This is a genomic window from Rhizobium indicum (assembly GCF_005862305.2).
GTDB classification, from domain to species: Bacteria; Pseudomonadota; Alphaproteobacteria; order Rhizobiales; family Rhizobiaceae; genus Rhizobium; species Rhizobium indicum.
On record NZ_CP054021.1, the window covers coordinates 4,552,861 to 4,565,379 of the forward strand.

At 60.7% G+C, this 12,519-nt stretch carries 17 protein-coding genes and 1 riboswitch; of the genes, 9 read left to right on the plus strand and 8 right to left on the minus strand.

Annotation, left to right across the window (positions count from 1 at the left end):
- The first annotated feature begins 61 nt into the window (after nucleotides 1-61).
- Entirely contained in the window at nucleotides 62-601 is a 540-nt protein-coding gene (locus FFM53_RS22105) for a Pycsar system effector family protein (protein ID WP_138387240.1), read from the plus strand.
- Between the two features lie 125 nt (nucleotides 602-726).
- On the opposite strand, the gene FFM53_RS22110 is transcribed toward FFM53_RS22105, so the two are convergent.
- Both FFM53_RS22110 and FFM53_RS22115 read right to left on the minus strand, forming a co-directional pair.
- Nucleotides 727-1,215: a RidA family protein gene (locus tag FFM53_RS22110; protein WP_138387241.1), complete on the minus strand. Its 489-nt coding sequence runs from the start codon at nucleotides 1,213-1,215 to the stop codon at nucleotides 727-729.
- Nucleotides 1,209-1,934 carry an SDR family NAD(P)-dependent oxidoreductase gene (locus FFM53_RS22115; protein ID WP_138387242.1) on the minus strand — a complete coding sequence of 242 codons (726 nt, stop codon included), beginning with the start codon at nucleotides 1,932-1,934 and terminating at the stop codon, nucleotides 1,209-1,211. Before FFM53_RS22115 ends, FFM53_RS22110 begins: the two co-directional genes overlap by 7 nt.
- Before the next feature lie 194 nt (nucleotides 1,935-2,128).
- On the opposite strand from FFM53_RS22115, the gene FFM53_RS22120 reads away from it, so the two are divergent.
- On the plus strand, nucleotides 2,129-3,031 hold the full coding sequence (locus FFM53_RS22120; protein WP_138387243.1) for a LysR family transcriptional regulator: 903 nt from the start codon (nucleotides 2,129-2,131) through the stop codon (nucleotides 3,029-3,031).
- A 113-nt stretch (nucleotides 3,032-3,144) separates the two neighbouring features.
- Nucleotides 3,145-3,921, plus strand: a complete 777-nt coding sequence (locus FFM53_RS22125; RefSeq protein WP_138330630.1) for a DUF1194 domain-containing protein — start codon at nucleotides 3,145-3,147, stop codon at nucleotides 3,919-3,921.
- A 121-nt stretch (nucleotides 3,922-4,042) separates the two neighbouring features.
- On the opposite strand, the gene ampC is transcribed toward FFM53_RS22125, so the two are convergent.
- Entirely contained in the window at nucleotides 4,043-5,200 is a 1,158-nt protein-coding gene (gene ampC / locus FFM53_RS22130) for a class C beta-lactamase (RefSeq protein ID WP_138330631.1), read from the minus strand.
- 123 nt (nucleotides 5,201-5,323) lie between these two features.
- Between ampC and FFM53_RS22135 the strand changes: the two genes are divergently transcribed.
- Nucleotides 5,324-6,208, plus strand: a complete 885-nt coding sequence (locus FFM53_RS22135) for a LysR family transcriptional regulator (RefSeq protein ID WP_138387244.1) — start codon at nucleotides 5,324-5,326, stop codon at nucleotides 6,206-6,208.
- 106 nt (nucleotides 6,209-6,314) lie between these two features.
- On the opposite strand, the gene FFM53_RS22140 is transcribed toward FFM53_RS22135, so the two are convergent.
- Nucleotides 6,315-6,683 carry an antibiotic biosynthesis monooxygenase family protein gene (locus tag FFM53_RS22140; RefSeq protein WP_171376910.1) on the minus strand — a complete coding sequence of 123 codons (369 nt, stop codon included), beginning with the start codon at nucleotides 6,681-6,683 and terminating at the stop codon, nucleotides 6,315-6,317.
- Nucleotides 6,684-6,781: 98 nt separating this feature from the next.
- Between FFM53_RS22140 and FFM53_RS22145 the strand changes: the two genes are divergently transcribed.
- The gene (locus FFM53_RS22145; protein WP_138387245.1) at nucleotides 6,782-7,258 is read left to right on the plus strand and encodes a MarR family winged helix-turn-helix transcriptional regulator; all 477 of its coding nucleotides are present in this window, start codon (nucleotides 6,782-6,784) and stop codon (nucleotides 7,256-7,258) included.
- Nucleotides 7,239-7,772, plus strand: a complete 534-nt coding sequence (locus FFM53_RS22150) for a cytochrome b (protein ID WP_138330635.1) — start codon at nucleotides 7,239-7,241, stop codon at nucleotides 7,770-7,772. Before FFM53_RS22145 ends, FFM53_RS22150 begins: the two co-directional genes overlap by 20 nt.
- A gap of 71 nt (nucleotides 7,773-7,843) precedes the next feature.
- Here the strand turns inward: FFM53_RS22150 and FFM53_RS22155 are convergent, their stop codons facing one another.
- From FFM53_RS22155 to FFM53_RS22165, 3 genes are all read right to left on the minus strand, one after another.
- Nucleotides 7,844-8,008 (minus strand): hypothetical protein, encoded by a 165-nt coding sequence (locus FFM53_RS22155; protein WP_173883624.1) that lies wholly within the window; start codon nucleotides 8,006-8,008, stop codon nucleotides 7,844-7,846.
- A gap of 26 nt (nucleotides 8,009-8,034) precedes the next feature.
- Complete coding sequence (locus FFM53_RS22160) at nucleotides 8,035-8,724, minus strand: VOC family protein (RefSeq protein ID WP_138387246.1); 690 nt, start codon at nucleotides 8,722-8,724, stop codon at nucleotides 8,035-8,037.
- 252 nt (nucleotides 8,725-8,976) lie between these two features.
- Nucleotides 8,977-9,411, minus strand: a complete 435-nt coding sequence (locus FFM53_RS22165) for a 6,7-dimethyl-8-ribityllumazine synthase (protein WP_138387247.1) — start codon at nucleotides 9,409-9,411, stop codon at nucleotides 8,977-8,979.
- 78 nt (nucleotides 9,412-9,489) lie between these two features.
- Nucleotides 9,490-9,632: riboswitch (FMN riboswitch) on the minus strand.
- Nucleotides 9,633-9,877: 245 nt separating this feature from the next.
- Here FFM53_RS22165 and FFM53_RS22170 point away from each other — a divergent pair.
- Together FFM53_RS22170 and FFM53_RS22175 are read left to right on the plus strand one after the other, a co-directional pair.
- Complete coding sequence (locus FFM53_RS22170) at nucleotides 9,878-10,324, plus strand: SRPBCC family protein (protein ID WP_138387248.1); 447 nt, start codon at nucleotides 9,878-9,880, stop codon at nucleotides 10,322-10,324.
- A gap of 187 nt (nucleotides 10,325-10,511) precedes the next feature.
- Nucleotides 10,512-10,820: a GCG_CRPN prefix-to-repeats domain-containing protein gene (locus FFM53_RS22175; protein WP_138330638.1), complete on the plus strand. Its 309-nt coding sequence runs from the start codon at nucleotides 10,512-10,514 to the stop codon at nucleotides 10,818-10,820.
- 109 nt (nucleotides 10,821-10,929) lie between these two features.
- Here the strand turns inward: FFM53_RS22175 and FFM53_RS22180 are convergent, their stop codons facing one another.
- On the minus strand, nucleotides 10,930-11,154 hold the full coding sequence (locus FFM53_RS22180) for a hypothetical protein (RefSeq protein ID WP_003541104.1): 225 nt from the start codon (nucleotides 11,152-11,154) through the stop codon (nucleotides 10,930-10,932).
- Nucleotides 11,155-11,369: 215 nt separating this feature from the next.
- Between FFM53_RS22180 and FFM53_RS22185 the strand changes: the two genes are divergently transcribed.
- Nucleotides 11,370-12,476 (plus strand): adenylate/guanylate cyclase domain-containing protein, encoded by a 1,107-nt coding sequence (locus FFM53_RS22185; protein WP_138387249.1) that lies wholly within the window; start codon nucleotides 11,370-11,372, stop codon nucleotides 12,474-12,476.
- Nucleotides 12,477-12,519: the final 43 nt, after the last annotated feature.

Sequence of the window (12,519 nt, forward strand, 5' to 3'; positions counted from 1 at the left end):
TGTTCTTGCTTTCGTTCCAAAGTGTACTATCAGGAATACACTTTAGTGGTGGAGTATTCACGTGAGCGAATTCGAAAGTGCAACTGAACTTATGCCAAGCGAACCGTCGACAGGTGATATCGGCGCCGGGTATTTCGACCATATCAAGAAAATCAACGACATATTCTACGATCAGATAAAGATTTCCGATCAGAAGGCTGCCTATATCTTTACTTTCATGCTGGCCTTCCTGGTGAGTTCCGCCGAGGTGAGGGCAGTCTTCAGCCCGGCGCGCTACGCGAGCGGGGCACCTGGGAGCATGTTGTTTTCGGGCCTGCTTGCCGCCGCTTCGGTCTTTTCCATCCTGTCGGCAATCCTCGTCGTGCTGCCGCGCCGTCTCGACACATCAACCTCGCTGTTCTGGGGCGCCTGGCTGAACCACCGCGACCTGTTCTTCGAGGCGGCACTGCGGCGCGACGAACGTTATCTCTTCGACCAATATCTCGAAAACGCCAACATCCTCTCCGCCATCGCCCGCAGCAAATACCGCTGCGTCACCTTCGCATTCCGCGGGTTGATGGTGAGTGTGATCGCCTATGTGCTGCTGTTGGTGGCGGTCTGACGGGGTTGTTAACACCTTCATTTGCCTTCGCTTGCCGCTCAAGGCGTTCGTCGCTGCCGAGTGCAAGAACGAAGAGGATGGCATAGGTCTGAGGGGTGCGGGCGCGCCGAGGTGCGCCCGTCGTTTTAACCCTCGACTTCGAGGACAAGTTCAAGTTCGATCGGCACACCTAAAGGCAGGCTAGCGACGCCGAGCACGACGCGGCCAGAAAGCTTTTCCTCACCGAAGACCGCAAGCAGCATTTCGGATGCTCCGTCCGCGACCTTCGGATGGTCGCGGAAATCGCCTTCGGTGGCGATGTAGACGCCGAGCTTGACGACCCTGACGACGCTGTCCAATGAGCCCAGATAATCCCTGGCGGCCGCGAGCGCGCTCAGCGTTGCCGTTTCGGCGGCCTTCCTGCCGTCTTCGGCCGTCAGCGCGCCGCCGACGCGGCCGATATAGCGGGGCTTGCGGTCGACGACCGGCAGCATACCGCTGAAGAAGACCAGCTTGCCGGTTCTGACCGCCTCGACATAGGCCCCGAAGGGCGTCGGCGGCGGGGGAAGCGTGATGCCGAGTTCCTGCAGCCGCCGTTCCGCGCCGGCTGCCTCAGCTTTCGTATGGTCTACCATTTGCCCAGATGTGCGCCGCCGTCGACGTGCAGCACCTCCCCTGTTATGCGCGGAGCTTCGGTGAGGAAGACGACGGCATCGGCGATCTCCTCGACGTTGGAAATGCCTGCCATCGGCGACAGCGTCCTCAGGAAGTCCTTCGGATTGTCCTTATGCAATGGCGTATCCACCACACCGGGAGCGACGATATTGAAGCGAATTTTCTCGTTCGCATATTCCATCGCCAGGTTCTTGGAGATGGCGTTGATGCCGCCCTTTGTCATCATCGATACTGAGGCGGAGAAGCCGGCGATCGGATGATCGGTCAATGGGGTGGTGATGCTGACGACGCTGCCGCCCGTTTTCTGCGCGAGCATCTGCCTGACGACCTGTTGCGTTAGGTGGATGAAACCTTCGAGATTGGTCGAGGACAATTTCTCGAAGTCGGCCATCGTGAACTCGACGAACGGCTTGGCTAGAAAAATGCCGGCATTGTTGACGAGCGCGTCGATCGAGCCGAAGCGGTCGATTGCAGTCCTTGCCACCCGCGCTGCGGTTTCGGCATCGCCGATGTCGCCATCGACGAGCGCCAGCCTGTCCGAGGCGTGGAAAGCCTCCGAGGCGCTGACCTGGCGCGAGGTGGCGACGACATTGTAGCCGCGCTGGATGAAGGCGTTGACGAGGCCGGCTCCGATACCCTGGGAGGCGCCCGTCACGATGGCTGTTTTTCTCGTAGTCATGCTGATCTCCATAATCTGGTTCGGGCAACGCGGGCCTTGCGGCTGCAAAGGCGGGGTCGCTCGAGATGGGGCTGCTGCGAATGCGCCTCCATCCGGTTGTGGTTATTTTCGCAAGGTGAATATGGCGAAAACTCCATTACGCGATTAGATGGAAATATCTGGATTCTCTTTTGCATCCATGCAAAAATCAGTGCATGGCCGATCTTAACGACATCGCCGTTTTCGTAAAGGTGGCGCAGTATGGCAGCTTCAGCCGCGCTGCCCATTCCCTCGGCATGCCGGTATCGACCGTCAGCCGGAAGGTGACGTCGCTGGAGGAGCAGCTCGGCGTGACGCTTATGCAGCGGACGACCCGCAAGCTGAGCCTGACCGCGCAGGGCCGGGCCTATTACGACAGGTGCAGCGAACCGCTCGCCCATCTCCTCGACGCCGAGCAGGCGCTCACCGAGACACAGAGAAAACCGGAAGGTCTGCTGAAGATCTCCGTGCCTGTCATCTTCGGGCAGGAGGTGTTCTACGAATTCATCTCATCCTTCCTGAAGACCTATCCCGATATCCAGATCGATCTCTTCGTCACCAACCTGTTTCTCGATCTGATCGCTGAGAATGTCGATCTCGCCATCCGCTTCGGCGAACTTAAGGATTCCTCCATCGTGGCGCAGCGGCTCGGAAAGAGCGTGCGTTATCTGGTTGCCGCGCCGGACTATCTGAAGGGCAGGGTGCTTCCCTCAAAGCCGGAAGAGCTGAAGGACCATCAGTGCGTGCTCTTGAACGGCCGCAACGGCGAGGCGGAATGGCATCTCGTGAGCCGTCGCAAATCGGTTCGCCTGCATGTGTCGGGGTCGGTATCGAGCCGGGATTTCGACGCGGTGAGCGCCTTCACCTATCGCGGACACGGCATTGGCCTGCTGCCTTCGACATATTGCGACGAGCAGATCAGAAGAGGCGAACTCGTCCGTCTGCTGCCGGACTGGTCGTCCGAGGAAATTTTCGTGCACGCCGTCTATCCCACGCGCCGCTTCCTGCCCTCCCGATTGCAGGTCTTTCTCGAGGCGCTGAAAGCATGGAAGACCCCCTTGTGGCTTCCCTTGCATTGAAGGCTTCCGATTCCATCACCGAAAATTGAAGCCGTGCGCCTGGGCGAGCGTCCTCCCTCGGCCAAGCTGTGTTAGAGTTCGCTGGCTTGGATGGCGCAGGGATTGGATTGCCAATGCTGACGACACTTGCGGTGCTTATGGGTCTTTCCGGCCTCGTCCCCATCGCGCAGGCGGGGGGAAGCGAGGTCGATGTGACCCTCGTGCTTGCCGTCGATACCTCGCGGTCGATGGACTTCGAGGAGATCGGCATCCAGCGCGAGGGTTATGTCGAAGCGCTCAAGCACAGGGAATTCATCGACGCGGTCAAGGGCGGGCTGACCGGCCGCATCGCCATCAGCTATTTCGAATGGGCAGGCTATGTCGTCCAGGATTCCGTCATCGACTGGCAGGTGATCGAGACGGAAGAGGATGCGATTGCTTTTGCCGATAAACTCGAGGCCCGGCCGATTGCCACGCAGCGGCGCACATCGATCTCCACCGCGATCGCCCAAGGCGCCAGCATGATCGTTTCCAGTCCCTTTCAATCCAGGCGGCAGGTGATCGATGTCTCCGGCGATGGGCCGAACAATTCCGGCAATCCCGTCACTCCCGCCCGCGACAAGGCGGTGGAAGCCGGCATGATCATCAATGGCCTCGCCATCATGCTGCGGCCATCCGATGCGCCCAACGGGCTCGATAAATATTATGCGGATTGCGTGATTGGCGGTCCCGGCGCCTTCGTGCTGCCGGTGCGCAAGATCGAGGATTTCGCCGTTGCCGTGCGCCGCAAGCTGGTGCTGGAGATCAGCGGCATTTCCCCACCGGCGACGATGCAGAAAACAGCCGGCGCCGAGACGGGTGCCGACTGCCTGATCGGTGAGAAGCAATGGCGGGACATCTTCGACCGTTGATGTCAGAACAGGATGATTTTAGGCCGGGTCGGCCTAAAATCTCAATCCCGTCCTGAATTAGATAGTTAGAGCATGATGTCGTCCGAAAACCGCGCACTTTTCGGCATCATGCTCTACCGGGTCAGCGCGCCGAAGTTATATCAGTCAGTATCTGGTAGGCGGCAGAGACGCGGTCCTCGTTGGGATAGTTTTTGTTGGCCAGAATGACGATACCAACTCGCTCATTCGGGATGAACGCGACATATGCGCCGAAACCATTCGTGGAACCGGTTTTATTGATCCAGACATCGTCACGCGGTTTCATTGCGGGCATCAGTTGCTTGACGGGAATGGTCTTGAGCATCGCGCTGGAATTGTTGTCCATCAACGTCGTCAATGTCGCGGGATAGGAATACTGTTCCCAAATAAGGTCTTGGGTCATCGCGCCGACATCGAAATATCCCTTGTGCGTATTCGTGATCGCCTGCTGCAGCTTCTCGTCCAGCTCGACCAAACCCATGTTCGCGTCGATGAACCGGATCATGTCGCTTGCGGTGGATTTCACTCCGTAGGCCTCGGACGAAAGAATGGCAGGTGTCATCCGAGCCGGCTCACCGCTTCGCTTGTAGCCTTGGGCATAGTCGACCATCCGCGATTTCGGCACATCAATAAACGTGCTTTTCAATCCAAGGGAGGGAAACAATTGGTCTTCCATAAGAGCTGCGAAGTCTTTGCCCATGCTTTTTGCCGTTATATATCCGAGCGCGCCGATGCTTGGATTGGCGTATGTTCGGCGCGTTCCGGCGGCAAATGATGGTTTCCAGGTTGCGAGATATTCCATCAGCTGCTTTTCGGTTTTGACTTCGTCGGGAAATTGCAGCGGAAATCCACCAGCCGTATGGGTGCCCAAATCCATCAGCACGACATCGCCGAACGGCTTTCCTTTCATCGACGGAAGATATTTGCTTGCCTTGTCCGACAGCGAAAGTCGGCCGGTCACGTCCGCGTAGGAGGTGAGGGTGACTGTAAAGGTTTTGCTGATCGATCCCAGTTCGAACATGGTCGCCGGGGTGACGGGCCTGTCAGTGTCCTTCGACTCGACGCCGTAGTTGAAGATGTGGTTCTGTCCGTCAGCGGTGATGGCAACGGCAATGCCCGGAATGCCGTATTTATCCATGATTGGTTTTATCGCGGCGTCCGAGATGGCTTTTAGTTTCAGCTCGTCAGCCGCAAAGCCACTTGTGGAAATGCATGTCGAGACCAATGCGGCCGATAGAATTCCTATCCAATCACGCGTCATTTCTTCATCCTCTAAAAGCAGCTTCATCAGCGCAAAGGCGCATGAGGACGGCATTTAATGGCACTGTTTTGCGGCAGCAAACGATGATATCTCGGAGGAGATCCAAGAAAATCTAGGGCTAAGATGGTTCGGCAATTCCTCCCTTTAAATGGCTTGAGGGCCTTCGAAGCATCGGCAAGACATCTCAGCTTCACCCGGGCCGCGATCGAGCTTTGCGTTACCCAGGCCGCTGTAAGTCAGCAGGTCAAAAGCCTGGAGAAGCGATTGGGGGCTGCCCTTTTTCAGCGTCTCCCAAGAGGCTTGAAAATTACTGCAGAAGGCGAAGCTCTTTTGCCGACCTTGACCAATTCCTTCGATCAGATGGCGATCACGCTGGACCGGATTGAAGCCGGGCAGGTTCGGGAATTGCTGTTCCTGGGTGTGGTCGGGACGTTTGCCGTCGGCTGGTTGTTGCCAAGGCTTTCGGATTTTCAACAGCAGCATCCGTTCATCGATGCGCGCGTTTCGACAAACAATAATCGCGTCGATATGGCGGCCGAGGGACTGGACTTTGCCATTCGCTTCGGCAGCGGTTCCTGGCACGGTACAGAGGCGCTGCGTCTGTTCGACGCTCCGCTCTCTCCTCTGTGCACGCCCAAATTGGCCGAGCGTTTGAGGTCGCCTGCAGACCTGGTCGAGGCGACGCTTTTGCGGAGCTATAGGGCGGACGAATGGAGCACGTGGTTTGCGGCAGCGAACGTTCCTCCGGCGGCGCAGATAAACGCAGGTATCGTCTTCGACTCTTCCCTCGCCATGATGGAGGCGGCCCTGCAAGGACTGGGGATCGCTCTGGCGCCGCCGTCGATGTTTTCCAGACATCTATCCTCGGGGGCTATAAGGCAACCTTTTCCTACGACCATATCGTTGGGGAGCTACTGGCTAACCCGACTGCAATCGAGGCCGCCAACAGCGGCCATGTTCGCATTTTCCGATTGGATAACGTCGCAGATGTTTCCCGCATCGCAATGACGGCTTCCGGCGAGCCGGAGGTCGAGATCAGCCCGACGCTCAAGGACTTGGCCGTCGTGGCTCGTGCCCTTCACTCCTCCGTCATGCTCCACGACCGCCGCTTTGCTTACGCCACACAGATGCCTGGCACGGCGACCTTCTGGAAGAGATGCGGGGAGGCGACCGCCGAGGACGGATAGTCCGAGAGCTTCGCCCGAAACTCCGGATGCGAGAATGCCGCCCGGAAGTCGGCGGTCGATTCCCAGACGGCATAATTGAGATAAGCAGGACTTTCGCCGATGGCGCGATGCATCTGGGTCGAGATGAAGCCAGGCTGCCGTTTCATGAAGGCTGCATCGGCCTGCCAGGCATCAAGGAAGGCCTGCTCGTCGGCCTTGTCGAGCGTGAAGAGGTTGATGAGGACGATCGCGGAGGCATCGATCGCGATTTGGCGATCGATCGGGAAGGCAGGGTCCATCGGGCGCATGAGCGACATGGTCGACTCCATCTGATTTGGTTACATGATGTCAATCTGGTAATACGCCTACATAATCAATTTGACACTATGATGTCAATATAGCTATATGGTGACAAATGCACGAATCTCAACGGACCCCGGCCGGAACAGCTTTGACCGACCTCATTCTGGATCTCTTCCGGCTCAACAACCGGATGATCAACGCGGGCGACAAGCTCGTCGACGGGCTCGGCCTGACCAGCGCCCGCTGGCATGTCCTCGGCACCGTCGCCACGGCAGGCCGGCCGCAGCCGGTCGCATGGCTGGCGCGCGACATGGGCGCCAACCGCCAGAACGTTCAGCGTATCGTCAACGATCTGGAGAAGGAGGGGCTTCTGGTGTTCCAACCCAACCCGCACCACCGACGGGCACAACTCGTCGTGCTGACGGACAAGGGAAAGCAGGCATATGAAACCGCCATGCGCCTGCAGGCCCCGTGGGTCGACATGCTCTCGGAAGGGCTTCAGGTCGAGGATCTCAAAACCACGCATGCCGTCATGAAGGCGCTGCGCAGCAAACTGGAAGGATATGGAGATGTTGAAGAGCAGGCCTGATCGCTATGGCGCAATAGCGGTCTCGATTCACTGGCTGAGCGCGGTTCTGATCCTGGCGCTGCTCGGCTCCGGGTTCCGGGCCGCCAACGCCATGGACGCCGCGACCAAGGCCGGGCTGTTGCGTTTCCACATTCCGATGGCGATCGTCGTCCTGCTTCTAACGGCTCTTCGCATTGTCTGGTGGTGGCGTTTCGATCGCAAGCCTGCGCCGGTGCCGGCATCGCCTCGCTGGCAGGAGCGCCTTGCGGGCTTTGTTCACGTCGCCTTCTACATTTTCATTCTCGGCATGGTCGCCAGCGGCATCGGGATGATGATCCTCAGTGGCGCTGCTCCCGCCATCTTCGAGGCAGCCGGCGCCACGCTGCCTGATTTCACCGCCTATCCGCCGCGTGGCCCGCATGGGTTCGGCGCCTTCCTGCTTGTCGGCCTGCTGGTCTTCCATGCCGGTGCCGCGCTCTATCACCAGTTTGTCCGCGGCGATCACCTGCTGCGGCGGATGTGGTATGGCGGCTGAGATCCCGCCGCGTTCGATGTCAAATGTTTGGCTTCTCGAAGATCTGTCAGGCGGCCGCGTTCGGGCCTGACTCAGGAGACGCAGATCGCCACGCCGGCAACGAGCTGGCCAGTGCCACGCCCAATTCGACGATCGACGATCAGCGGGACCGGCTCGACGGTATGGTGACCGCTGTGCACCAAGAAGGCGCGATGAAGCGCCGCGCCGTTGCCGCCGAGACGCTTCTCAAATGTCACCGTCTGCGTGATGCCGCCGCCCTTGCCTATAAGGGCAGCTGCTTGCCGGCCTGTTCGCTGACCATGTATTCGGCGTACCAGTCCGGCCAGTTCTCGTCGTGTTTGCCGCCGTTTCGCTTCTCGTGTTCACCGTGCGCGGTCGCCGCACGGCGCATAGCTGACGCGAGATCGGTCGAGGTCGTGAATGTCGTCCCGTCGGCGTCGATGCGTCCTGGCAGGCGCGTGGTGACTTCCTGGAACAGCCAGCCGTTGCCATCGGGATCCTTGAAGGAGGCGAAAGAACGGTAGCTGCGGTGATCGGGATCGCGGCCGGCAATGCGGAGCCGCCCGAACAGATAGGGTTCGTCCTTGCCGGCATAGACGCCGGCCGCGTCATGGAACACTTCGCTGACCTCGACGCCGCGGGCGATGAGATCGCGGCGGGCGGCCTCGATGTCGGAGACGATAAGATAGAGCCCCTGGGCGGAACCGGGGGCGGCGGCCGTGACGTTCTTGCCGAAGATGATCGCGCAGCCGGAGCCCGGCGGCGTAAACTGGATCACCCGAAAATCGGCATCATTGGCGAAGTCGGCGTCGAGCCGCCAACCCAGGCCGTCGTAAAAGCGCTTGGCGCGGTCGACATCGGAAACAGGGATGACGACGACCTCGAGCTTGGTGTCGACGGGATGTGTTTTCGGGGTCTGCATGGGGGTTTCGCTGCGCAGTGCATTGCTCATCTTAAGCTCCTTGGGGTTTTGGATGCCTTGAGAATTGCTGACGCGTGACGACCGAAGTTGACCACGGCGCGGTGAGGCCGTCGAATCAATTATTCTGTCTGATTTGACCGGTATTGGCGGATTCCGCGGCGACGCTAGGCGCGCCGCTCCCGATCCGCGGGGGTTGGCAAGGTCATGTCGATCTGAGTGGTCGACGGCGGGATTGGCCCGCCGTCTTCATCGGCTGTTGTTGTTCTGCTCGTCGAGCCGCTTTCACGCAGCGAGAGCGGCGCGGGTTTTGCCGATCGTCAGAGCCGCCTTTGCTGCCTCGCGGCCTTTCTCGACGAAATGTGCGCGGTAGATCTGCTTATGGTGCTCGGTTTCCTGATACTGATGCGGCGTCAGCGAAACCGACAGCACCGGCACACCGGTATCCATGCCGGCGCGCATCAGTCCATCGACGACGGCCTGGGCGACGAATTCGTGGCGGTAGATTCCGCCGTCGACGACGAAGGCGGCGGCAACGACCGCGGCATAGCGTCCGGTTGCCGCAAGATCGCGTGACAGCAGCGGCATCTCGAATGCGCCGGGAACATCGAACACGTCGACCTGCTCGGGCGGAATAAGCTGATGGAAGCCATCAAGGGCGCGGTCGACGATTTCGGCGTGCCAGCTGGCTTTGACGAAGGCATAGCGGGTGGGTGTCACGGTAATCTCCTTTGGCGAACAGACACATCACCCAAGGCGATCACGAACGTTCCCGACAGCCGCAAGGGCGGCAGGAACGCACGTTCTCTTTCATCCGGACTATGACCGTCGGCTCAGGCATCTCACCTGATCTGCTGACCCTTCCTGAGAAGGCGCTCGCGGGCTCGCAATCAAAATTGCATACCGCCGGTAGGGACTTTCACCCCGCCCTGAGAACGGCGCGAACAATAGGGGGAAGGTGACGGGCTGGCAATAGGTCGAAATGCATTCGCGGCGGGAGCTGGATCAGGGCTCCCGACGCGGCGATTTCGCTTGTTCGTCGATCGCGACGGGCAAGCCACTTGCGGAGGATGGGCTTGCGCCTACATGCTCCCATTGAGGACATTCACGTCAGAATAGCACGGCAGGACAGGATGCGCCGCTCCACCGGAGGCGGGCAGGGCCGTGGCAACTATGGGAGAGAGAGATGCAAGACCCCTTCGTCGTCCGCCGCGAGGCGCATATCGCGGCGCCGCCGGCCGCGGTGTTCGCGTTGATGACCGACCCGGAAAAGATCCTGCGCTGGATGGGAACGGAGGCGCAGGTCGAGCCGCAGCCCGGCGGGCTCTATCTCGTCAACGTTACCGGAGCCCGCTTTGCACGCGGCTCGTTTCGTGAGGTGGTGCCGGTTCATCGCCTTGCCTACAGCTTCGGCTGGGACGGCAGCGAGGTGGTGCCGCCGGGGTCGAGCCTGGTCGAGATCGATCTGATCGAGCAGGGAGGCGGAACGCTGCTGCGGCTCACCCATAGCGGCCTGCCGAGCGCCGAGCAATGCGCCGGCCATGCGGAGGGCTGGGCACATTATCTCGGACGGCTGACCGAGGTCGCTGCCGGGGGTGATCCGGGTCCCGACCCTTTTTACGGCAGGACATGAACAATTCTTGCGGGCGGCGGGGGCGTCTCTGAAGGCGCTTGACGTTGCGACAACAGCGGTCGGCGAGCGCTCAGACCGGCCGTGCGGAAGCGCTTCTTTTTCTCCCGCAAACATGAACGCGCAGTTCATCTCCAGTTCAATTTGGCGGTCATAAGCTGTGGACGGCTGGATTGAAATGGAGTTCTCGATGAAGGCACTTTCTATCGCGGCTGCCTTGCTCGCTGGCAGCCTCTCGTTCGGCACAGCGCAGGCGATGCCGATGGGGACAATCAATGTCCAGAGCAATATCACAACGGTCGACTACGCGTGCGGTCGCGGCTGGCATCTGACGCGCTGGGGCGAATGCCGGCGAAACTGGCGCCGCCCGCCGCCGGTCGCTTTTTACGGTGGCCCGCCGCGAGGGGGCTGGGAACGGCGTCACCGGCATTGGGATGGCCCGCGCTGGCGCCATGAGCGGCGTTGGGATCGCGACCGCCGTTGGCGGGATGATGACTAAGGGTCTCGCTTAGATGGACGAAGGCCGGAGCGATTTTCGCCCGGCCTTTTCTGATGAGACAGGTTCGCCGACGCTGAACGGCAGCGTCCTCCCGATTTGTCCGATACGGTCAGATCCTGCTGACGAGCCAGTACTTGTCGTCGATCAGCTCCTCGAGTTCGACGGGATCCTTGACGCCGAATTCGAACCATTCGACGAGTTCCTTCGCCTTGCGGCTGCTCTCCTCTGCCGTCAGCTCGACCTGATATCTTTCGCACCATCGACGAAGGATCGACGTCAGCAGCGTCATGTCATTCCCATCCAGCGGATCTTTCGGCCAGAAAATCGTACCCATCGCACCCCTCAATCACACGATGACGACCGACCTTATAATGGAATCAAAGCCGTGCAAGTTTAAAGTGTTTATTTTTCGTTTTCCACCGCGGTGAATGGTTTTCGACAGGGATGCGGACGGCCTTTGCGGGCGACAGGCTGAGTCGCTGGAAACGTCCTCGCGATCACCCCGGGGATGTCCTTGTGGACGTCCACGTGGGCGTGCGATGTTAAGCGATGGATCTGCCATCTCCCCTTGCCTGGCTGGTTGACGAGGCTGGAGCCTCGCCTGGTCCCGAACGGTTTCTGGCCGAACTCGGGCGCCGGCTGCTGGCCGACGGACTGCCGCTTTCCGGCGGCACGCTGACGCTTTCGGTGCCGCATCCGATCATTGCGCGGCGCACCTGGCTGTGGCGGGCCGAGACCGGTGCTGTCATCGAGGCGCTGGCCTTTGCCGCGGCTCCGCAGAGCGAGGCCGGGCGCGACTGGCTGACCGCGCTCGGGCCGGTATGGGAGGAGCCAATAGGGCCTTCGCAGGATAGTCCCATGCTCGGCTGGGCGGGTATCGACAACGGGGCAGGGGGCGGCGCATTCGCTCCGGCCGAAGCCGACCGGCTGCGCGAGGTTGCGCGTTTTGCCGCTGCACCGCTCGCAGCGCTGGTGGCGCGGGAGGCGCGGGCAGCCCTGCTCGAAGCCTATCTCGGCCGGCGTAGTGCCGCCCGGGTGCAGGCCGGCGAGCTTGCCCGCGGCACCGGCGAGACCATACGTGCCGCTCTTCTCTGCGCAGATCTGCGCGATTTCACCGCGCTTTCGGAGGTGACGGAGCCGCACGCGATGATCGCGACGCTCGACGCATGGTTCGACCGCATCGCAGGCGCGGTGCACGCCTTCGGCGGCGAGGTGCTGAAATTCATCGGCGACGGCGTGCTGGCGATCTTTCCGGTCATGGGCGCTTCCGACGATGCGGGAGGGGTGAGCCACGGAGACCGGGAAGCCTGCGAGGCAGCCCTCAGGGCGGTTGCTGCCAGCCGTGCCGGCATGGCCCATCTCGACCAGATACGCCAGGCGCAGGGGCTGGCGCCGCTGCCCTTCGGCGCGGCGCTGCATTTCGGCGAGATCCTGTGGGGCAATATCGGCGCAGCCGACCGGCTGGACTTTACCGCCATCGGCCCCGCCGTCAATCTCGTCAGCCGGCTGGAAGGGCTCTGCAAACCGCTCGGCCGAAGCGTGCTGATCTCGGGCGCGGTTGCAGCGAATACGGCGACGGCCCTGATGCCGCTCGGAGAGCACAGCTTGCGCGGCATTGCCCAGCCTTGCGCGGTCTTCACCTTGCCGGAGAATTGAGCCGCAAGGCAGGGTGCCGTGAGCGGCCTTCGTTTATGCAAAG